The 21,787-nt window shown below is 71.6% G+C and carries 14 protein-coding genes, 3 rRNA genes and 1 pseudogene; 17 read left to right on the top strand and 1 reads right to left on the bottom strand.

Annotated features, from left to right (window positions below):
- The first annotated feature begins 28 nt into the window (after positions 1–28).
- From ACQPYN_RS18720 to ACQPYN_RS18650, 15 genes and pseudogenes are all read left to right on the top strand, one after another.
- Complete coding sequence (locus ACQPYN_RS18720) at positions 29–655, top strand: DNA-3-methyladenine glycosylase (RefSeq protein ID WP_433025919.1); 627 nt, start codon at positions 29–31, stop codon at positions 653–655.
- Positions 656–677: 22 nt separating this feature from the next.
- Positions 678–1,970 (top strand): tyrosine--tRNA ligase, encoded by a 1,293-nt coding sequence (gene tyrS, locus ACQPYN_RS18715; protein WP_433025916.1) that lies wholly within the window; start codon positions 678–680, stop codon positions 1,968–1,970.
- A 386-nt stretch (positions 1,971–2,356) separates the two neighbouring features.
- A 16S ribosomal RNA gene (locus ACQPYN_RS18710) occupies positions 2,357–3,888 on the top strand.
- A gap of 411 nt (positions 3,889–4,299) precedes the next feature.
- A 23S ribosomal RNA gene (locus ACQPYN_RS18705) occupies positions 4,300–7,409 on the top strand.
- 159 nt (positions 7,410–7,568) lie between these two features.
- Positions 7,569–7,685 (top strand): 5S ribosomal RNA (gene rrf, locus ACQPYN_RS18700).
- Together the 16S, 23S and 5S rRNA genes form the textbook arrangement of a ribosomal RNA operon.
- A 1,085-nt stretch (positions 7,686–8,770) precedes the next feature.
- Positions 8,771–9,535, top strand: coding sequence for a hypothetical protein (locus ACQPYN_RS18695; protein WP_433025913.1), 765 nt, complete (start codon positions 8,771–8,773; stop codon positions 9,533–9,535).
- Positions 9,532–10,527 carry an HAD-IIA family hydrolase gene (locus ACQPYN_RS18690; RefSeq protein WP_433025910.1) on the top strand — a complete coding sequence of 332 codons (996 nt, stop codon included), beginning with the start codon at positions 9,532–9,534 and terminating at the stop codon, positions 10,525–10,527. Before ACQPYN_RS18695 ends, ACQPYN_RS18690 begins: the two co-directional genes overlap by 4 nt.
- 53 nt (positions 10,528–10,580) lie before the next feature.
- Complete coding sequence (locus tag ACQPYN_RS18685) at positions 10,581–10,766, top strand: hypothetical protein (RefSeq protein WP_433025907.1); 186 nt, start codon at positions 10,581–10,583, stop codon at positions 10,764–10,766.
- Between the two features lie 5 nt (positions 10,767–10,771).
- Complete coding sequence (locus ACQPYN_RS18680) at positions 10,772–11,620, top strand: TlyA family RNA methyltransferase (RefSeq protein ID WP_433025904.1); 849 nt, start codon at positions 10,772–10,774, stop codon at positions 11,618–11,620.
- A 56-nt stretch (positions 11,621–11,676) separates the two neighbouring features.
- Positions 11,677–12,627, top strand: a complete 951-nt coding sequence (locus tag ACQPYN_RS18675) for an NAD kinase (protein WP_433038952.1) — start codon at positions 11,677–11,679, stop codon at positions 12,625–12,627.
- Between the two features lie 118 nt (positions 12,628–12,745).
- Positions 12,746–14,669: pseudogene (gene recN, locus ACQPYN_RS18670) on the top strand (DNA repair protein RecN).
- A 96-nt stretch (positions 14,670–14,765) separates the two neighbouring features.
- Positions 14,766–15,959 carry a putative cytokinetic ring protein SteA gene (gene steA / locus ACQPYN_RS18665; protein ID WP_433025901.1) on the top strand — a complete coding sequence of 398 codons (1,194 nt, stop codon included), beginning with the start codon at positions 14,766–14,768 and terminating at the stop codon, positions 15,957–15,959.
- Positions 15,956–16,876 (top strand): copper transporter, encoded by a 921-nt coding sequence (locus ACQPYN_RS18660; RefSeq protein ID WP_433025898.1) that lies wholly within the window; start codon positions 15,956–15,958, stop codon positions 16,874–16,876. Before steA ends, ACQPYN_RS18660 begins: the two co-directional genes overlap by 4 nt.
- A 111-nt stretch (positions 16,877–16,987) precedes the next feature.
- Positions 16,988–18,751 carry a CTP synthase gene (locus ACQPYN_RS18655; protein ID WP_433025895.1) on the top strand — a complete coding sequence of 588 codons (1,764 nt, stop codon included), beginning with the start codon at positions 16,988–16,990 and terminating at the stop codon, positions 18,749–18,751.
- Entirely contained in the window at positions 18,748–19,425 is a 678-nt protein-coding gene (locus ACQPYN_RS18650) for an NUDIX domain-containing protein (protein ID WP_433025892.1), read from the top strand. The genes ACQPYN_RS18655 and ACQPYN_RS18650 overlap by 4 nt, the downstream gene beginning before the upstream one ends.
- Here ACQPYN_RS18650 and ACQPYN_RS18645 read toward each other — a convergent pair.
- Entirely contained in the window at positions 19,352–19,624 is a 273-nt protein-coding gene (locus ACQPYN_RS18645; RefSeq protein ID WP_433025889.1) for a hypothetical protein, read from the bottom strand. The two genes, ACQPYN_RS18650 and ACQPYN_RS18645, sit on opposite strands and share 74 nt — an antisense overlap.
- Before the next feature lie 69 nt (positions 19,625–19,693).
- On the opposite strand from ACQPYN_RS18645, the gene ald reads away from it, so the two are divergent.
- Both ald and ACQPYN_RS18635 read left to right on the top strand, forming a co-directional pair.
- Entirely contained in the window at positions 19,694–20,827 is a 1,134-nt protein-coding gene (ald, locus tag ACQPYN_RS18640) for an alanine dehydrogenase (RefSeq protein ID WP_433025886.1), read from the top strand.
- Positions 20,824–21,750: a site-specific tyrosine recombinase XerD gene (locus ACQPYN_RS18635; RefSeq protein WP_433025883.1), complete on the top strand. Its 927-nt coding sequence runs from the start codon at positions 20,824–20,826 to the stop codon at positions 21,748–21,750. Before ald ends, ACQPYN_RS18635 begins: the two co-directional genes overlap by 4 nt.
- The last annotated feature ends 37 nt before the right edge of the window (positions 21,751–21,787 follow it).

The raw sequence follows: 21,787 nt of genomic DNA, 5'->3' as shown, positions 1-21,787 counted from the left end.
CCGATCCTGCGGGGGAGGATCAGCGGCGATGACGCTCCTGGACGCCTCGGACCTCTCGGTCGACGTGCTCGAGGCCGCTCCGCGCATGCTCGGCGCCGAGCTCGTCGCCGACACCCCCGAGGGGGAGGTGCGCGTGCGCGTGGTCGAGGTGGAGGCCTACCGCGGCGCGGACGACCCCGCGTCGCACTGCTACCGGGGGCGGACCCCGCGCAACGCCGTCATGTGGGGACCGGCCGGGCACCTCTACGTCTACTTCGTCTACGGCATGCACTTCTGCGCCAACGTCGTCTGCCTCACCGAGGGCGAGGCCGGCGCGGTGCTCCTGCGCGCCGGCGAGGTGATCTCCGACCTGGGGCTCGCGCACGCCCGTCGCCCGACGGCGCGGGGACGCGACGCCGAGCTGGCCCGGGGCCCCGCGCGCCTGTGCGCCCTGCTCGGGCTCGGGCGCGAGCACAACGGCATCGACGTGCTGTCCGCGTCGTCGCCGGTCCGTCTCGAGACCGGGCAGCGGGTGCCGGACGCCGACGTCCGCACCGGTCCGCGCGTCGGCGTCGCGGCGGGCCAGGAGCGTCCGTGGCGGTTCTGGGTGGCGGGATCCCGGGCCGTGACGCCGTACAAGGCCGGACGCGCGCGGGCCGACGGTCCCGACTGGTGAGCCCGCGCGCGACAATGGCGCCGTGACCGCTTCGACCGGGGGCCCGCACCTCCTCGACGACCTCGCCTGGCGGGGTCTGATCGCCCAGAGCACCGACCTCGACGCCCTGCGCCGCGACCTCGACGCCGGCATGGTCACCCTCTACTCCGGGATCGACCCCACCGCGCCCAGCGCCCACATCGGGCACCTGCTGCAGTGGCTCACGCTCGCCCGGTTCCAGCGCGCCGGGCACCGTCCGATCGCCCTCGTCGGCGGCGCGACCGGCCTCATCGGCGACCCGAAGCCGACGTCCGAGCGGGTCCTCAACGACCGTGAGGTCGTCTCCGAGTGGGTCGGCAAGCTCGGCGCGCAACTGCGCCCGTTCCTGGACTTCGACGCGGGCGAGAACGCGGCCCTGCTGGTCAACAACCTCGACTGGACCGAGGGGCTCTCCGCGCTCGACTTCCTGCGCGACGTCGGCAAGCACTTCCGGGTCGGGCGGATGCTCGCCAAGGAGGCCGTGAGCCGGCGGATGGAGTCCGACGAGGGCATCAGCTACGCCGAGTTCTCCTACCAGCTGCTGCAGTCCTACGACTTCCTCGAGCTCCACCGCCGGTACGGCTGCACGCTGCAGACCGGGGGGAGCGACCAGTGGGGCAACCTCACCGCGGGCACCGACCTGGTCCACCGCGTCGAGGGGAAGTCGCTGCACGCGCTCGGGACACCGTTGATCACGAAGGCCGACGGCACCAAGTTCGGCAAGACGGAGTCGGGCACGGTGTGGCTCGACCCGAGCATGACCAGCCCCTACGCCTTCTACCAGTTCTGGATCCAGGCCGAGGACGCGATGGTGGGCACCTACCTGCGCGCCTTCACCTGGCTCGAGCGCGAGGAGATCGAGGAGCTCGAGCGGCTCACCGCGGAGAAGCCGCAGGCGCGCGAGGCCCAGCGGGCACTGGCCCGGGCGGTGACGGCCCAGGTGCACGGTCAGCAGGAGGTCGAGCGGGCCGAGGCCGCGAGCCGCGCGCTCTTCGGACGGGGAGAGCTGCGCGAGCTGGACGCCGCGACGCTCGCCGCCGCGGTCGCCGAGATCCCGTCGTACACCGCGGAGCGCTCGGAGCGCCCCACGATCGTCGACATGCTCGTCGGGACGGGCCTCGCCACCGGGCGCGGCGCGGCCCGGCGCACCATCGCCGAAGGTGGCGCGTACGTGAACAACGCGAAGGTCGAGACCGAGGACTGGGCGCCCGGCGACGGCGACCTCCTGCACGGCCGCTGGCTGGTCCTGCGGCGGGGCAAGCGCAACGCCGCCGGGGTGGAGCTGGCCGGCGCCTGAGCCGTTTCGCCTGCTGGGAGCGGGGGAACCTCCGATGACCAGGGACGACGCGCTGATCCACCCCCCGCGTGAGGGCAGGTTTCGAGCGTGTGTAGAGTTCTGGTCATCGCGAGATCAGGGGTTGCCCCCGGGCCTCGCGGAGAACTAGGGTAGAAAGGTCGCCCTCCGGAAGGTCTGGCCCTCGCGGGCTGGCTTGTACGGTGGTGTGGTTGTCCTTTGAGAACTCAACAGTGTGCTGAATGTTTGGTGGGTTTTATCCCGTCGGCATCGTGAGGACCCCTCTTTTGGGGTTCTCGGGTGTTTGATCGGGTTTCTTTGAGTGCGCTCGGCCTTGTTTGCCAGTGGGGTCGGGTGTTTTTGCTGGGACTGTTTTGTTCCAATGTTATTTGTTGGAGAGTTTGATCCTGGCTCAGGACGAACGCTGGCGGCGTGCTTAACACATGCAAGTCGAGCGGTAAGGCCCTTCGGGGTACACGAGCGGCGAACGGGTGAGTAACACGTGGGTGACCTGCCCTCCACTTCGGGATAAGCCCGGGAAACTGGGTCTAATACCGGATATGACCTTGAAGCGCATGTTTCTTGGTGGAAAGTTTTTTCGGTGGGGGATGGGCCCGCGGTCTATCAGCTTGTTGGTGGGGTGATGGCCTACCAAGGCGACGACGGATAGCCGGCCTGAGAGGGTGATCGGCCACACTGGGACTGAGACACGGCCCAGACTCCTACGGGAGGCAGCAGTGGGGAATCTTGCGCAATGGGCGGAAGCCTGACGCAGCAACGCCGCGTGAGGGATGACGGCCTTCGGGTTGTAAACCTCTTTCGCGATCGACGAAGCTCCATCTTCTGGATGGGGTGACGGTAGGTCGAGAAGAAGCACCGGCCAACTACGTGCCAGCAGCCGCGGTAATACGTAGGGTGCGAGCGTTGTCCGGAATTATTGGGCGTAAAGAGCTCGTAGGCGGTGTGTCACGTCGGCCGTGAAAACCTGGGGCTTAACTCTGGGCGTGCGGTCGATACGGGCATCACTAGAGTTCGGCAGGGGAGACTGGAATTCCTGGTGTAGCGGTGAAATGCGCAGATATCAGGAGGAACACCGGTGGCGAAGGCGGGTCTCTGGGCCGATACTGACGCTGAGGAGCGAAAGCATGGGTAGCGAACAGGATTAGATACCCTGGTAGTCCATGCCGTAAACGTTGGGCGCTAGGTGTGGGGTCCATTCCACGGGTTCCGTGCCGCAGCTAACGCATTAAGCGCCCCGCCTGGGGAGTACGGCCGCAAGGCTAAAACTCAAAGGAATTGACGGGGGCCCGCACAAGCGGCGGAGCATGTGGATTAATTCGATGCAACGCGAAGAACCTTACCTGGGTTTGACATGCACTAGACGCGTCCAGAGATGGGCGTTCCCTTGTGGCTGGTGTGCAGGTGGTGCATGGCTGTCGTCAGCTCGTGTCGTGAGATGTTGGGTTAAGTCCCGCAACGAGCGCAACCCTTGTCCTATGTTGCCAGCGGGTGATGCCGGGGACTCATGGGAGACTGCCGGGGTCAACTCGGAGGAAGGTGGGGATGACGTCAAGTCATCATGCCCCTTATGTCCAGGGCTTCACACATGCTACAATGGCCGGTACAGAGGGCTGCGAAGCCGTGAGGTGGAGCGAATCTCGTAAAGCCGGTCTCAGTTCGGATCGGGGTCTGCAACTCGACCCCGTGAAGTCGGAGTCGCTAGTAATCGCAGATCAGCAACGCTGCGGTGAATACGTTCCCGGGCCTTGTACACACCGCCCGTCACGTCACGAAAGTCGGTAACACCCGAAGCCCGTGGCCCAACCCGCAAGGGGGGGAGCGGTCGAAGGTGGGACTGGCGATTGGGACGAAGTCGTAACAAGGTAGCCGTACCGGAAGGTGCGGCTGGATCACCTCCTTTCTAAGGAGCTTCACCGAACACCATCAGCCGGCGTGTCCACAGGCGAATGTTCTGTGCACGCCCGTGCTGGTGGTGGAGGGCCCCAGTACCTCCCCGAACTCGGTCTTCGGACCAGGAGTCTTCGGACTCTGTGTCGGGGGTGGGAGGGGGTTGCTCGAGAAATGTGGAATCACCGAACTCCCGACTTTTCGAGGTTGGGCAGCACACTGTTGGGTCCTGAGAGGACAACCGGCCCCGCACTCTCTTCGGAGGTGTGGGGTGGTTGTTGGTCTCTAGGGGCGATCGTTCACCTGCTCCCCGTGTTGTGGGGGGTGTGGTGGCGGTTCGTGTGGTCGTTGAGAATTGTACAGTGGACGCGAGCATCTTTTGTTTCTGTGCACATTTGTGTCGTGATTTCTTGATGTGTGTGTTGGTCAAGTTGTTAAGGGCGCACGGTGGATGCCTGGGCATCAGGAGCCGATGAAGGACGTGGGAGGCCGCGATAGTCCTCGGGGAGCTGTCAACCGAGCTTTGATCCGAGGGTGTCCGAATGGGGTAACCCGGCACCCGTCATGGGGTGTCACCGCCGTCTGAATGTATAGGACGGTGGGAGGGAACGCGGGGAAGTGAAACATCTCAGTACCCGCAGGAGAAGAAAACAAGAGTGATTCCGTGAGTAGTGGCGAGCGAAAGCGGAAGAGGCTAAACCCCGCCAGTGTGAGAGCCGGCAGGCGTTGCTGGTGGGGTGTTGTGGGGTTCCGCGTATCAGGGCTGCCGCCCTGGTGCGGGTGTTCGTGGTGTTAGTCGAAGGCGTTGGGACGCGTCGGCGTAGAGGGTGAGACCCCCGTAGACGAAAACACTGCGTTCTCCCGTTGCGGTGTTCCCGAGTAGCAGCGAGCCCGTGAAATTCGCTGTGAATCTGCCGGGACCACCCGGTAAGCCTAAATACTCCCTGATGACCGATAGCGGACGAGTACCGTGAGGGAAAGGTGAAAAGTACCCCGGGAGGGGAGTGAAACAGTACCTGAAACCGTGTGCCTACAAGCCGTCAGAGCCTTGCGGGGTGATGGCGTGCCTTTTGAAGAATGAGCCTGCGAGTTAGCGGTACGTGGCGAGGTTAACCCGTTGAGGGGTAGCCGTAGCGAAAGCGAGTCCGAATAGGGCGATCGTAGTCGCGTGCTCTAGACCCGAAGCGGAGTGATCTACCCATGGCCAGGGTGAAGCGCCGGTAAGACGGCGTGGAGGCCCGAACCCACCAGGGTTGAAAACCTGGGGGATGAGCTGTGGGTAGGGGTGAAAGGCCAATCAAACTCCGTGATAGCTGGTTCTCCCCGAAATGCATTTAGGTGCAGCGTCGCGTGGTACTCACCGGAGGTAGAGCACTGGTTGGCCTAGGGGGCCTACAAGCTTACTGAAGTCAGCCAAACTCCGAATGCCGGTGAGCGAGAGCGCGGCAGTGAGACTGCGGGCGATAAGGTTCGTAGTCGAGAGGGAAACAGCCCAGATCGCCGGCTAAGGCCCCTAAGCGTGCGCTAAGTGGGAAAGGATGTGGGATCGCCCAGACAACCAGGAGGTTGGCTTAGAAGCAGCCATCCTTGAAAGAGTGCGTAATAGCTCACTGGTCAAGTGGTCCTGCGCCGACAATGTAGCGGGGCTCAAGCGCACCGCCGAAGCCGCGGCAACACCGCGTGAACACTGCTTGCCCTTGATGGCGTAGCTGGTGGTGGTGTTGGGTAGGGGAGCGTCATGCGGGCGGTGAAGCGGCGGAGTGATCCAGTCGTGGAGCCCGTGTGAGTGAGAATGCAGGCATGAGTAGCGATAGCAGAGTGAGAAACTCTGCCGCCGGATGACCAAGGGTTCCTGGGCCAGGTTTTTCCGCCCAGGGTGAGCCGGGACCTAAGGCGAGGCCGACAGGCGTAGTCGATGGACAACGGGTTGATATTCCCGTGCTCGTGTAGGCGCGTCCCTGGCGAATCCAGGTGTGCTAACCGCCCGAACCTCGGGTGTCTCCTTCGGGAGCACCTCGAGGGGAGCGCGGGACCCCGCCTGGTAGTAGCCAAGCGATGGGGTGACGCAGGAGGGCAGCTCCGCCAGCTAGTGGTAGTGCTGGTGCAAGCGTGTAGGCCGGTGGACAGGCAAATCCGTTCACCATCAAGGCTGAGACGTGACGCATAGCCGTTTGAGGCGAAGTAGAGTGATCCCATGCTGCCGAGAAAAGCCTCTAGCGAGTTCCTACGCGACCCGTACCCCAAACCAACACAGGTGGTCAGGTAGAGAATACCGAGGCGTTCGAGCGAACTGTGGTCAAGGAATTCGGCAAAATGCCCCCGTAACTTCGGGAGAAGGGGGGCCCTGTCCCGTGAAACCCCTTGCGGGTTAGCGGGGTGGGGCCGCAGAGACCAGGGGGAAGCGACTGTTTACTAAAAACACAGGTCCGTGCGAAGTCGCAAGACGATGTATACGGACTGACGCCTGCCCGGTGCTGGAACGTTAAGGGGACCGGTTAACCCTTCGGGGTGAAGCTGAGAACTTAAGCGCCAGTAAACGGCGGTGGTAACTATAACCATCCTAAGGTAGCGAAATTCCTTGTCGGGTAAGTTCCGACCTGCACGAATGGCGTAACGACTTCCCCGCTGTCTCGACCACAGACTCGGCGAAATTGCACTACGAGTAAAGATGCTCGTTACGCGCGGCAGGACGGAAAGACCCCGGGACCTTCACTACAGCTTGGTATTGGTGCTCGGTTCGGCTTGTGTAGGATAGGTGGGAGACTGGGAAGCGGTCACGCCAGTGATCGTGGAGTCAACGTTGAAATACCACTCTGGTCGAATTGGGCATCTAACCTCGGACCATGATCTGGTCCAGGGACAGTGCCTGGTGGGTAGTTTAACTGGGGCGGTTGCCTCCCAAAGGGTAACGGAGGCGCCCAAAGGTTCCCTCAGCCTGGTCGGCAACCAGGTGTCGAGTGCAAGTGCACAAGGGAGCTTGACTGTGAGACCGACGGGTCGAGCAGGGACGAAAGTCGGGACTAGTGATCCGGCACCACCACGTGGTTGGGGTGTCGCTCAACGGATAAAAGGTACCCCGGGGATAACAGGCTGATCTTGCCCAAGAGTCCATATCGACGGCATGGTTTGGCACCTCGATGTCGGCTCGTCGCATCCTGGGGCTGGAGTAGGTCCCAAGGGTTGGGCTGTTCGCCCATTAAAGCGGTACGCGAGCTGGGTTTAGAACGTCGTGAGACAGTTCGGTCCCTATCCGCCGCGCGCGCAGGAGACTTGAGGAAGGCTGTCCCTAGTACGAGAGGACCGGGACGGACGAACCTCTGGTGTGCCAGTTGTCCCGCCAGGGGCACGGCTGGTTGGCTACGTTCGGAAAGGATAACCGCTGAAGGCATCTAAGCGGGAAGCCTGTTCCAAGATGAGGTCTCCCACCCCTTCGAGGGTTAAGGCCCCCACCAGACCAGTGGGTTGATAGGCCAGACATGTAATCGCCGCAAGGCGTTCAGTGGACTGGTACTAATAGGCCGAGGACTTGCCCACACACACGTCAAGCAATCACGACGAGCTTGTGTGTGAACACGGCAAACAAACTGCGTAACGAAACAGAAGAAATTCTGTTCGCGTCCACTGTGCATATCCCAGCGACCACACACCCCACCCCACAACCGGGCAACCGGTCTTGTGGGGGTGGTGGGGTGTTCCGGTGGTCACAGCGGAGGGGAAACGCCCGGACCCATCCCGAACCCGGAAGCTAAGCCCTCCAGCGCCGATGGTACTGCGACCGACAGGTCGTGGGAGAGTAGGACACCGCCGGAACACCCGACCACCCCCACACCTCTCCTCCTCGTGAGGAGGGAACCCTGAACAGCGAGACTGATGACGGGCAGGACTCCGGCCGGAGCCCTGCCCTTTTTCATGCCCTGAGGAGGCCCGCCATGTCGTCGGATGCGTCGGACGGGGCCGGCTCGCGCGGAGCCGACGACGGCCCCCGCCAGGGGCGTGCCACCGGCTCGTCGCGGGACGACCGGCAGAGTGGCCCCCGTCGTGCGCCCACCGGCCGCGACCGCGGAGCCCCGAAGGGCGGCGGCACCGGCCGGCCCCGCAACGGCGACCGGCCTGCCCGCGACGACCGCGGTGGCCGCGGCGACGGCCCCGGCGACCGCCCTCGCGGCGGCGCCGACCGTCGTTCGGAGGGACGTGACAGCGAGCGCTCCGAGGGCCGGGGTCCCGGTCCGCGGGGTCGCGACAACGGACGCTCCGGCGACGCGGCACCCGGTGCCCGCGGCGGGCCCCGTCGTGGTCCGGGTGGCTCCGGCGGTCGCCCGACCGGTGGCGGCCCGGACCGTGGACGTCCCGCGCGCGACGGTGGCGGCGCCTCCCGCGGTGGTGGCCGCCCCGACTCCCGCGGACGGCCCGACGACCGGGGTGACGACCGCCCCCGCGGCGGCCCTCGCAGCGACCGGCCCGCGTCGGACCGCCCGCGTGACGATCGTCCGCGCAGTGATCGGCCTCGCAGTGACCGCCCGCGTGACGACCGTCCCCGCGGCGACGACCGAGGCCGGACGGAGCGTCCCCGCGGTGACCGCCCGGCCGGCGACCGCCCGCGCGACGACCGTTCCCGTGGCGACCGGCCGGCCGGTGGTGGCGGCGACCGGCGGCGGGACGACCGTCCCTCGGGCGACCGGCCTCGCCAGGACCGTCCCCGCAGTGACCGTCCCCGTGACGACCGCCTGGGCGGGCGCCCGGCGAGGGCCCGCGGCGACGGCCGCGACGAGCGCCGTCGCGACCCGCGCGCGGCCGACCCCGAGCGCCGCGGCGGCGCCGACGCGCGCCGGACCGCGCACGTCCAGGCACCGATCGAGCGACACCAGGACGCCGCCCCGCGGCCGGTCGCGCCGCCGTTGCCGGACGACATCACGCCCGAGCTCCTCGACCAGGAGGCACGGCGTGCCCTGCGGGGGCTCCCGAAGGACCTGGCCGACATGGTCGCGCGGCACCTCGTCGCGGTCGGCGAGCTCGTGGACGACGAGCCCGAGGCGGCGCTCGCCCACGCGCGGTTCGCGCGGCACCGGGCGAGCCGGGTCGCGATGGTCCGCGAGGCGTCGGGCCTCGCTGCGTACCACGCCGGCGAGTGGGCCGAGGCGCTCTCCGAGCTGCGCGCGAGCCGGCGGATGGGCGGCGACGGCCACCTGCCGGTGATGGCCGACGCCGAGCGCGCCCTGGGCCGCCCGGAGCGCGCGATCGAGCTCTCGCGCAGCCCCGAGGCCCGTGACCTGGAGCCCGAGGAGGCCGTCGAGCTGCTGATCGTGGTCTCCGGGGCGCGGCGCGACCTCGGCGAGGCCGACGCCGCCGTCGTCGGCCTGCAGGTCCCCGAGCTCGACGCGTCGCGCGACGAGCCGTGGGTGCCGCGGCTCTTCTACGCCTACGCCGAGGCGCTCCAGGCCGCCGGCCGCACCGATGACGCCATCCGAGCGTTCCTCGAGGCCGCCGGCACGGACCTCGACGGCGAGACGGACGCCGAGGAGCGAGCGATCATGCTCGGCGCAGGCGAAGGGGTCGTCGCGGCAGAGGCCGAGCCCGGGATCGCCGAGGCTCAGGACGACGCCGACGAGACCGACGTCGACGAGACCGACGCTCACGACGACACGGCGGGGCCGACGGCGTGAGCGGCTACGACGCGCTGCTCGTCGACCTCGACGGCACGGTCTACCGCGGCCCGGACGCGATCGACGGGGCCGTCGAGAGCCTCGAGGCCGCGCGCCACGCCGCGACCGTCTCCTACGTCACGAACAACGCCTCGCGCGGCCCGGACGAGGTGGCCGAACACCTGCGCGAGCTGGGCCTGACGCTGGAGCCCGGCGATGTCGTGACCAGCGCCCAGGCGGGCGCGGCGGTCGTCGCCGAGCACTGCGAGCCCGGGGCGCCGGTGCTGGTCGTCGGCGCCGAGGCGCTGGCCGAGGAGATCCGTCTGGTCGGGCTGACGCCCGTGCGTTCGGAGGAGGACACGCCGGTCGCGGTGGTGCAGGGCCACTCGCCCGACACCGGCTGGCGCATCCTCGCCGAGGCGGCGCTCGCCCTGAACCGAGGCGCGCACTGGGTCGCCTGCAACGTCGACCCCACCCTGCCCAACGAGCGGGGCTTCCTGCCGGGCAACGGGTCGATGGTGGCCGTGCTGCGGACCGCGTGCCGTCGCGAGCCCGAGGTGGCGGGCAAGCCGGCGGCGCCCCTGCTGCGCCAGGCCATCGAGCGCGCCGGGGCGCAGCGACCCCTGGTGATCGGGGACCGCCTGGACACCGACATCGCGGGCGGCCACGCCGTCGACGCCGACAGCCTGCTCGTCCTCACCGGCGTGTCCACGGCCGCGGACGTGCTCGGCGCGCCGCCCGAGCAGCGCCCGACCTACCTCGGCCCCGACCTGCAGGTCCTCGGCGGGGACCTCGACGCCATCCGCGTGCTCGACGGCGACACCGGCGGCTGGACGGCGAGCCGCGAGGACGGCGTCGTCGTGCTGGCGGCGGGCGCCGACGACGACACCGCCGGCGCCCTGCGGGCCCTGTGCCGGGTGGCCTGGGACGCGCCGGCCGGCGGCGCCGAGGTCCGTGCCGCCGACGACCGCGCCGAGAAGATGATCAGCACCCTGGGGCTCGCGACCGGGTGACGCGTTAGCGTGGACGGCGACAGGACCACCGTCCCGACGTCGGAGGACACGCCATGACTGAGCCCGGCGACGCCATCACGGCCGACGCCGAGCCCCTGGCCGTCCTGCGCGGGGCCGTGCGCGCCCTGCCGTCCGCCGACGGACCCGACGAGGCGTTCGACGCGGCCGAGCACGCCGTCCGCTTCGAGGCCGTGCACGACGCGATGGTCGCCGTGCTGGCCGACGTGGACCGGACCTGACCGCGGTGGCCCGGTCGACCGCGCGCCGGCTGCGGCTCGACGCGGAGCTGGTCCGTCGCGGCCTCGCGCGCTCGCGCGAGCACGCCGCCGGGCTCATCGCCGACGGGCGGGTGACGGTCGGCGGCTCGGTCGCGACGAAGCCGGCGACGGCTGTCGAGACCGCGGCGGCCGTGGTCGTCCGCGACGACGTCGACGACCCGGGCTGGGCGTCGCGGGGTGCGCAGAAGCTGCTCGGCGCCCTGGAGGCGTTCGCGCCGCGTGGCCTCGCCGTCGACGGCCGCCGCTGCCTCGACGCCGGCGCGTCGACCGGCGGGTTCACCGACGTGCTGCTGCGCCGCGGCGCGCGCGAGGTGGTCGCCGTCGACGTCGGCTACGGGCAGCTGGTGTGGGCGCTGCAGACCGACCCGCGGGTCGCGGTGCACGACCGCGTCAACGTCCGGTCGCTGACCCCCGGGGACATCGGGGGGCCGGTGGACCTCGTCGTCGCCGACCTGTCGTTCATCTCGCTGGGCCTCGTCCTCGACGCCCTGGTCGCGTGCACCGTCCCGGGCGGGGATCTGGTGCCGATGGTGAAGCCGCAGTTCGAGGTCGGCCGCGAGCGGCTGGGGTCCGGTGGCGTCGTCCGCGACCCGGCGCTGCGCGCGTCGGCGGTGCTGGGCGTGGTGGCCGCGGCCCGCACGCGGGGTCTCGCGCTGCGCGACGTCGTGGCCAGCCCGCTGCCCGGGCCGTCGGGCAACGTGGAGTACTTCTGCTGGCTGCGACGAGCTGCCGATCACACAGCGGACGAGCCGGCGAGCGCCCAGACTGACGACGAGGTGCTCGTGCGACGTGCCGTCGAGCAGGGGCCGGCATGAACGGACGACGGGGAGGAGCGCCGGTGACGGGGGTCGACGGGGCCGCGTCCGCGCCGATGAGCGGGGCGCACGCGCAGGACCCCCCGTCCCCGGACGGGGCGCGCGACGCGCTGCTGGTGGTGCACACCGGCCGCGAGGCGACGCGCAAGGTGGCGATCCAGGCCGCCCGCCGGCTGGCCGAGGCCGGTTTCGCGCTGCGGGTGCTGCCCGACGAGTACTCCACCGACGAGGGCCTGTTCGACGAGCTGCCCGAGTCCCAGCGCCCGCGCAAGGTCGAGGCCGACTCCGACGCCGCCTTCGGCATGGAGATCGTCCTGGTGCTCGGCGGCGACGGGACGCTGCTGCGCGCGGCCGAGCTCGCCCGGCACGCCCGGGTGCCGATGCTCGGGGTGAACCTCGGGCGGGTCGGCTTCCTCGCCGAGGCCGACATCGACGACCTCGACGAGGTCCTCGACGCGGTCGTCGGGCGCACCTACCGCGTCGAGGAGCGCATGACCGTCGACGTCGTGGCCCACCAGAACGGCACCGAGCTGGGCCGGACCTGGGCGCTCAACGAGGCGATCGTCGAGAAGATGAACTGGGCGCGGCTGCTCGACATCGTGCTCGAGGTCGACGGGCGCCCGGTGTCGGAGTTCGCGTGCGACGGCGTGCTCTGCGCGACGCCCACCGGCTCCACGGCCTACGCGTTCTCCGCGGGCGGTCCGGTGGTGTGGCCGGAGGTCCAGGCGATGCTGCTGGTGCCGAGCAACGCGCACGCGCTGTTCGCCCGGCCGCTGGTGATCTCGCCGGACTCGCGGGTGGCGCTGGAGGTGTCGGGCCGCGGCGACGCGGGCGTGCTCGTCTGCGACGGGCGTCGCACCATCGAGCTGCCGCCGGGCTCCCGGGTCGAGGTCGCGCGCGGACGCAACCCCGTCCTGCTCGCCCGGCTGCGCGTCCAGCCGTTCACCGACCGGCTGGTCCGCAAGTTCGGGCTCCCGGTGCAGGGCTGGCGCGGCCGGACGCACTGAAGCGTCGGCCCGGTGAGCGGCTCCGTCGACCGCCGGACACCGACCGTTCGACCATGTGTTCGATCGGATCGGCGTGTTCGGCCCCGCGGCGTCGGGGGCCCTGGTTATCGTGAGGCCCGTGCTCGCCGAGCTGAGGATCCAGGCCCTCGGGGTCATCGAGGACGCGACCCTCGATCTGCACCCCGGCCTCACCGTGGTCACCGGGGAGACCGGGGCCGGGAAGACGATGGTGGTCACCGGGTTGCACCTCCTGGGCGGTGGCCGCGCGGACTCGTCGCGCGTCCGTCGCGGCGCGGGGCGGGCCATGGTGGAGGGGCGCTTTCTGCTGCCCACCCCGGACGAGGTGGCCGACGAGGCCGACGGTGCTGACGCGGCCGGCGAGGAGACCCCCGACGGCGAGCCCCGCTCCGCGGTCCGGCTCGCCACCGACGCGGGCGCCGCGCTCGACGACGACGGCAGCCTGATCGCCGCGCGCACCGTCTCGGCCGACGGCCGCTCCCGGGCGCACCTGGGCGGTCGCTCGGTCCCGATGGCCGTGCTCTCCGACGTCACCGACGCCGCGCTCGCCGTCCATGGCCAGCACGAGGCGCTGCGCCTCCTGCGTGCCTCCGAGCAGCGCGCCGTGCTCGACCGCTTCGCCGGCGCCGCCGTCGCCGAGCCGCTGGCGGCCTACCGGCGCACGCGCACGGCGTGGCGAACGGCGACCACCGAGCTCACCCGCCGCCGCGAGCAGGCCCGCGAGCTCACCCGCGAGTCGGACATGCTGCGCCACGGCCTCACCGAGATCGAGTCGGTCGACCCGCAGCCCGGCGAGGACGCCGATCTCGTCGCCGAGGCCCGCAGGCTCGCCGACGCGGACGACCTCCGTGCCTCGGCCACGGCGGCGCTCGCCGCGCTCGCGGGCCCGCCGGACGGGGTGGGGGAGGAGCCCGACGCGGTCGGGCTGCTGGGCGAGGCCCGGCGGCGCGTCCAGGGCAGCGACGACCCGGCGCTCGCCGGGCTCGATCCGCGTCTGGCCGAGGCCGCCGCGCTGCTCGGTGACGCCGCCGCGGAGCTCACCGACTACCTCGCCCGCCTCGAGGCCGACCCCCAGCGTCTCGAGCAGGTGCTCGAACGCCAGGCCGCCCTCAAGAGCCTCACGCGCAAGTACGCGGCCGACGTCGACGGCGTCCTGGAGTGGGCGACGTCCGCGCGCGAGCGCCTCGCCGGCCTCGACACCTCCGACGAGGCGCTCGCCGCCCTGGCCGCGGAGGCCGAGCAGCTGGCCGGCGAGCTCGCCGGGCACGCCGCCACGGTGTCGGCCGCCCGCCGCGAGGCCGCCGACCGCTTCGGCGCCGCCGTGTCCGCCGAGCTCGACGGCCTGGCGATGGGCGCGGCGTCGGTGGCGCTCGCGGTGGGGGTGAAGGAGGCCGCGGGCGCCGATCCGCAGGCGCTCGAGGTCGACGGGCGGCGCGTGGTGGCCGGTCCCGACGGTGTCGACGAGGTGGAGCTGCTGCTCACCCCGCACGCCGGCGCCCTGCCCCTGCCGGTACACAAGGGCGCCTCGGGCGGGGAGCTCGCGGGTGATGCTCGCGGTCGAGGTCGTGCTGGCCGGCGCCGACACCACGCCGACGCTGGTGTTCGACGAGGTCGACGCCGGGGTCGGCGGGCGCGCGGCGGTGGAGGTCGGGCGCCGGCTCGCCCGGCTGGCCGCCACGCACCAGGTCGTCGTCGTCACCCACCTCGCCCAGGTGGCCGCGTACGCCGACCGGCACCTCGTGGTCGACAAGGGCGGGCTGCAGGCCGTCACGGGCACCGACGAGCACGGCGTGACGCGCAGCGCGGTGCGCACGATCTCCGACGGCGACCGCGTGGTCGAGCTCGCCCGCATGCTCGCGGGCACCGAGGAGACCGAGACCGGGCGCGCCCACGCCGAGGAGCTGCTGGCCGCCGCGGCGGCCGACCGCGCGTCGAGCACCGGGGACGGCGCGGCGCCCACCCCGATCGAGCGCGGTGCCGCCACGCGGCGTAGCGGAGGCCGCCGGAGTCGCCGGGCCGGGTGACCCCGGCGCCCCGGTCCGGCGCGTCGGCGCCGTACATCCGGCCCGTCCGGCGACGATCGGAGGCATGGGTCGTGGCAGTGGCGCGGGGTGGCGGGCATGAAGTGGCCACGGGGACGCACCGAGGACGCACCAGTCGGTGTCGTCGGCACGGCGCGCCTCGGCGGACGCTCGGGCGGCGCGCTCGCCCCGGAGCTGCTCCGCCGGGTGGGTCGCGGGGACGTCGCGGTGATCGACCAGGTCGACCTCGACCGCGCGACGGCGCACGCGCTCGTCGACGCCGGGGTGGCCGGGGTCGTCAACGTCTCGCCGTCGATCTCGGGTCGCTACCCGAACCTCGGCCCCGAGATCCTCACCGACGCCGGGGTGGCGCTCGTCGACGACGTCGGCGAGGGCGTGCTGCGCCGGGTCCGCGACGGCGCCGCGGTGCGGCTGCACGACGGCGGGGTCTACCTCGGCGACCAGGAGGTCGCCCGCGGCTTCTCCCAGACCGCCGAGACGGTGGCCGACCAGCTCGGGGAGGCCCGCTCGGGCCTGGCCTCGCAGCTCGAGGCGTTCTCGGCGAACACCACCGAGTTCATGGGCCGCGAGCGGGCGATGCTGCTCGACGGCGTCGGGGTCCCCGGCCTCGAGACCGCGGTCTACGGCCGCACGGTGCTGGTGGTCGCGCCGGGCGCGGACCGCGCCGCCGAGCTGCGGCGCCTCAAGCACTTCATCCGTGAGGAACGGCCGGTCCTGGTCGGGGTCGGCAGCGGCGCGGAGGCCCTGCGCGAGGCCGGCCACACGCCGGTCGTGGTGGTCGGCACCGCGCTGGAGATCGACCCCGAGCTGGCCCGCAAGGCCGTCGACGTCGTCATCCCCGCCGACCTCGACGGGCACATCGCGGGGCTCGCGCGGCTGCAGGACGCCGGCATCGACCCGGTCGGCTTCCCGTCGTCGGCGAACCCGGAGGACATGGCGCTGCTGCTGGCACACCGTCACGGGGCGTCGCTCGTGGTGGCGTGCGGGTTCGACGGCACGCTCACCGGCTTCCTCGACCGCGGCCGGTCGGGCAGCAACCCCTCGACCGTCCTGACGCGGCTGCGGCTCGGGCCGACGCTCGTGGACGGGGCGGCCGTGGCGTCGCTGCACCGCCACCGTGTCACCACCGGCGCGGTGCTGTTGCTGCTGCTCGCCGTGGCGGCGGTCGGCGCCGCGGCGCTGCTGGCCAGCGGGCTCGCCGAGCCCATCGTGATGCTCGTGCGCGAGGGGTGGCTCGCCGTCCTGGCCGCGTTCCAGGGGGTCGGGGGATGATGTCGCTGCGCTACCACGTCGTCTCGATCGCGGCGATACTGCTCGCGCTCGCCCTGGGCGTCGTCCTCGGTGCGTCGGCGCTCTCGGGCCGCGTGCTCGGCGCCCTCACCACCGACCGCGACGAGCTCGCCGGCCAGGTCGTCGCCCTGCGCGGCGAACGCGCCGCCGTCGACACCCGCCTGCAGGCCACCGAGCGCCTCGTCGCGGCCGGCGCCCCGTCGACCGTCGCGGGCGTGCTCCCGGGCCGGGGCGTCGCAGTCGTCGCCGCACCCGGCGCCGATCCGGCCGACGTCGCCACCGTCTCCGAGCTCGTCACCCGCGCCGGCGGACGCGTCACCGGCCGGCTCGCGCTGACCGACGCCGCCCTGGCCCCCGATCGGGCCGATGCGCTGCGCGCGCTCGTCCCGCGGCTCCTGCCGGCCGGGGCGCAGCTGCCGACCACCACCGACACCGGCGCGTTGACCGGTTCGCTGCTCGGGTCGCTGCTCGTGGCCCGGCCCGGGGGCATGGACGAGCAGACCACGGGACCCGAGGCCCGGACGGCGCTCCAGGCGCTGAGCGAGGCGGGGTACGTGCAGGCGCCCGACGCGCTCGACCCGGCGCCGGGCGAGCTCGCGCTCGTCGTCACCGGCGGCGGCACCGATCCCGCCCGCGACAGCACCCTGGCCCGCATGACCGGTGAGCTGGACCGCGTCGGGGCGGGCGCGGTGCTCGCCGGGCGCACCGGCTCGGGCGCCGTCACCGCCGTCCGCAACGACTCCGCCCTGCGCAGCGGGCTCTCGACCGTCGACGGGCTCGAGGGCCCGTCGTCGCAGGTGGCGACGGTCCTCGCGCTGCGCGAGCAGGCCGACGGGCGGACCGGGCTCTACGGTCCGGTCGCGGGAACCTTCACCCCGCAGACGGCACCGGCCCCGTAGAGCGGGGTCACCCGGGCGGGGCAGCGACACGGGGTTAGCATTGAGCCCCGTGGATCGTGGACTGCCTGGACCGAGGATCGCTCGAACGGCCCTCGCGCACGGCCCGGTGGTGTGACCGTGCAGCCGGCGCGCACCACCAAGCACGTCTTCGTCACCGGCGGGGTCGCCTCCTCGCTCGGCAAGGGGCTGACGGCCTCGAGCCTGGGTCAGCTGCTCACCGCCCGCGGGCTGCGGGTGACGATGCAGAAGCTCGACCCGTACCTCAACGTCGATCCCGGCACGATGAACCCGTTCCAGCACGGCGAGGTCTTCGTCACCGAGGACGGCGCCGAGACCGACCTGGACATCGGGCACTACGAGCGCTTCCTCGACCGCGACCTCTCGGCGCGCGCCAACGTGACGACGGGGCAGGTGTACTCGAGCGTCATCGCCAAGGAGCGGCGCGGGGAGTACCTCGGCGACACCGTGCAGGTCATCCCGCACATCACCGACGAGATCAAGTCGCGCGTGCTCGCGATGCGCACCGCCGACCCGGCCCCCGACGTCGTCATCACCGAGGTCGGCGGCACCGTCGGCGACATCGAGTCGCTGCCGTTCCTCGAGGCCGCCCGCCAGCTGCGCCACGAGGTCGGCCGGGACAACTGCTTCTTCCTGCATGTCTCGCTGGTCCCGTTCCTGGCGCCGTCGGGCGAGCTCAAGACCAAGCCGACGCAGCACTCGGTCGCGGCCCTGCGCAACATCGGTATCCAGCCCGACGGGCTGGTGCTGCGCGCCGACCGCGCGATCCCCGAGGAGATGACCCGCAAGATCAGCCTCATGTGCGATGTCGAGGAGGACGGGGTCGTCGCCTGCCCGGACGCGCCGTCGATCTACGACATCCCCAAGGTGCTGCACGGCGAGGGCCTCGACGCCTACGTCGTGCGCCGCCTCGGGCTGCCGTTCCGCGACGTCGACTGGACGGTCTGGGGCGACCTGCTCGACCGCGTCCACCACCCCACCGAGACCGTCGAGATCGCGATCGTCGGCAAGTACGTGGACCTGCCCGACGCCTACCTCTCGGTCACCGAGGCGGTCCGCGCCGGCGGGTTCGCGCACCGCGCCCGCGTCACCGTCCGCTGGGTGCCGTCCGACTCGTGCGAGACGCCGTCGGGTGCGGCGGCCGCGCTGACGGGCGTGTCCGGGGTCCTCGTCCCGGGAGGCTTCGGCATCCGGGGCATCGAGGGCAAGCTCGGCGCCCTGGCGCACGCCCACCGCAACGGCATCCCGACGCTCGGGCTGTGCCTGGGCCTGCAGTGCATGGTCATCCACGCCGCGCGGACCATGGCCGGGCTGGACGACGCGAACTCCGCGGAGTTCGACGAGAGCACCCCGCATCCGGTGATCTCCACGATGGCCGACCAGACCGACGTCGTCGCCGGCGAGCGCGACATGGGCGGCACCATGCGGCTGGGGTCCTGGCCCGCGGTGCTCGCCCCCGAGACGGTGGTGCGTGCGGCCTACGGCACCGGGAAGGTCACCGAGCGCCACCGCCACCGCTACGAGGTCAACAACGCCTACCGCGACCGCCTCGTCGAGGCCGGCCTCGTGTTCTCGGGGACGTCGCCGGACGGGTCGCTGGTCGAGTTCGTCGAGCTGCCGCGCGAGAAGCACCCGTTCTTCGTCGGCACCCAGGCGCACCCGGAGCTCAAGAGCCGTCCCACCCGCGCGCACCCCCTGTTCCGCGCCTTCGTCGCCGCGTCCCTGCGCCACGTCGCCTCGGAGCGCCTGGACCTCGAGACGGGGACGAACGGCGACCTGGACCCGGACGCCGAGGCCGGGCGGGACGACGACGCTCGTGTCGACGGCGTCGACATCCCGGCGGCGGCGTCCTCGTGACGCGACCCCCCGTCACGCCCGATTCGCTCGCCGACCCCCACGGCGGTCGCCCGCCCCACGACTTCACGGTCGAGGGGAGCGAGACGCTCTACGAGGGGCCGATCTTCGCGTTGCGCCGCGACGACGTGCGGATGCCCGGCGGGCGTATCGCCGGCCGCGAGAAGGTCGAGCACTTCGGCGCCGTCGCGGTCGCCGCCCTCGACGAGGACGACCGGCTCGTCATGATCTACCAGTACCGCCCCGCGCTCGGGCGGCGGCTGTGGGAGATGCCGGCGGGCCTGCTCGACGGCCAGGGCGAGGACCCCGTCGAGGCGGCGAAGCGCGAGCTCGTCGAGGAGGTCGGGGTCGAGGCCGACGAGTGGTCCACGCTCGTCGACATCTCGGGCTGCCCGGGCTTCGCCGACGAGTCGGTGCGCGTGTACCTCGCCCGCGGCCTGCGCTCGGTGGAGCGGCCGCCCGGGGGCGATGACGAGGAGGCCGACCTGGTGATCCGCCGGGTGCCCCTCGACGACCTCGTGGCCGGCGCGATGTCGGGTGCGCTGGTCAACGGTCCGTGCGTGGCCGGCGTGTTCGCGGCCGCGGAGGTCGTCGCCGGCCGGTTCACGCCGCGCGCGGTCGACGCGCCGTGGATCGACCGCCCGACCGAGTACGCGGCGAGGCGCGCCGCGCGCTAGGTGTCGCAGCGAACGCGCGGTTCGCTGCTTCTACGCGCGCGAAGTCCCCGTTGATCATCAGCTCGTCCGCGGCCAGCAGCCGGTCGCCGACCCAGAGGCTGTCGACGCCGGCGTCCTCGGCCATCTCGGCGAACTCGCCGATGCGGTCGGCCTCGTCGAGGACGTTCCCGAACTGCGGCAGCGTGGTCCCGAGGCGCACGGTGATCAGTCTCCGCCCGCCGCGCGCGGCACGCCGTGCAGGGGCCGGCAGCACCGCTATGGTCCCGCCATGAAGGTCGGTGTTCCACGCGAGGTCAAGGACCACGAGGACCGGGTGGCCCTCACGGCCATCGGCGTCACCGAGCTCGTCCGGCGCGGTCACGAGGTGTTGGTCGAGACGGGGGCGGGCGTCGGGTCGGCGATCACCGACGAGGCGTTCCGCGACGCGGGTGCCCGCGTCATCGACACCGCCGACGAGGTGTGGGCGTCGGCCGACCTGCTGCTCAAGGTCAAGGAGCCCGTCCCCTCGGAGTACCACCGGCTGCGCCGCGACCAGGTCCTCTTCACCTACCTGCACCTCGCGGCGTCGCGGGAGTGCACGACGGCGCTGCTCGACGCCGGCGCGACGGCCGTCGCCTACGAGACGGTGCAGACCGCCGACGGGGTGCTGCCGCTGCTCGCGCCGATGAGCGAGATCGCCGGGCGCATGGCGCCGCAGGTCGGCGCGCACCACCTCGAGAACGCGCAGGGCGGCCGTGGCGTGCTGCTCGGCGGCGTGCCGGGGGTGCGGCCGGGGCGGGTCGCGGTGATCGGCGCCGGGACGTCCGGGCTGGCCGCGGTGACGATCGCGGTGGGCCTGCGGGCGTCGGTGGAGGTCCTGGACGTCAGCGTGAAGGCGCTGCGCCGCGTCGACGAGATCTTCAACGGGGCGGTGCGCACGGTGCTGTCGAGCACCCCGGAGATCGAGCGGGCCTGCCGGGAGGCGGACCTCGTCATCGGCGCGGTGCTGGTGCCCGGCGCGAAGGCGCCCGTCCTCGTGCCGAACCGGCTCGTCGGCGAGATGCGCAGCGGTTCGGTGCTCGTCGACCTGGCCGTCGACCAGGGCGGATGCTTCGAGGACACCCGCCCGACCACGCACGCCGAGCCGACCTACCGCGTGCACGACTCGATCTTCTACTGCGTCGCCAACGTGCCCGGTGCGGTGCCGACGACCTCGACCCGGGCGCTCACCGGCGTGACGCTGCCCTACGTCGTCGCGCTCGCCGACCACGGCCTCGCGGGGGCGGCCAAGGCGGACCCGGCGCTCGCCAAGGGCGTGAGCGTCGTCGACGGCGAGCTCGTCACGCCCGCCGTCGGCGCTGCGCACGACCTGCCGGTGCGGCCGCTGTCCGAGGTGCTCCCGGGGGTGGAGGACCCGGCGTGACGAGGCCCGCGACGGCCGTCGACACCTACCTCGACCACCTGCTGGTCGAGCGGGGCACGGCGGAGAACACGCTGACCTCCTACCGGCGCGACCTCCGGCGTTACCTGGAGCACCTCGACGCGGCCGGGGTCACCGACCTCGCCGACGTCACCGAGCGCCACGTCGGCGACTTCCTCGTCGCGCTGCGCACCGGGCGCGACGGCGGCTCGGCGCTGTCGACGGCGTCGGCGACCCGCGCGGTGGTCGCGGTGCGCGGGCTGCACCGGTTCGCGCTGGCCGAGGGCCTCATCGCGGTGGACGTGGCGCGCGAGGTGCACCCGCCGTCCCCGCCGCGCCGGCTGCCCAAGGCGCTCGACGTGGCGACCGTCGACCGGCTGCTGTCGGTCCGGGGCGGCGACGGCGACGACGTCGGCGGGGTCCGGGACCGCGCCCTGCACGAGCTGCTGTACTCCACCGGCGCCCGGATCACCGAGGCGGTGGGTCTGGATCTCGACGACGTCGACGTCACCGCGCGCTCGGTGCGCCTGGCCGGCAAGGGCGGCAAGGAACGGATCGTGCCGATCGGCCGCCCGGCGATCGCCGCGCTCGAGGCCTATCGAGTGCGGGCTCGCCCGGCGCTGGCGGCGCGGGGGCGGGGGACGCCGGCGGTGTTCCTCAACGCGCGCGGGGCGCGGCTGTCGCGCCAGAGCGCCTGGGCCACGCTGCGCGAGGCCGCCGACCGCGCGGGCCTCGACGTCGCGATCTCCCCGCACACCCTGCGCCACTCGTTCGCCACACACCTGCTCGACGGCGGCGCCGACCTGCGCGTCGTGCAGGAGCTGCTCGGCCACGCCTCGGTGACCACGACGCAGATCTACACCCAGGTCACCGTCGACACCCTGCGCGAGGTCTTCGCGATGGCGCACCCGCGCGCCCGTATGTGAGTGATTTTCCCGGCTATAGCCGGGAAAATCACTCACA

It is taken from the genome of Actinomycetospora sp. CA-053990, assembly GCF_050948445.1.
Classification (GTDB): domain Bacteria; phylum Actinomycetota; class Actinomycetes; order Mycobacteriales; family Pseudonocardiaceae; genus Actinomycetospora; species Actinomycetospora callitridis.
The sequence above is the reverse complement of the archived record's forward strand: the minus strand, read 5'-3'. Positions and strand labels throughout refer to the sequence as shown.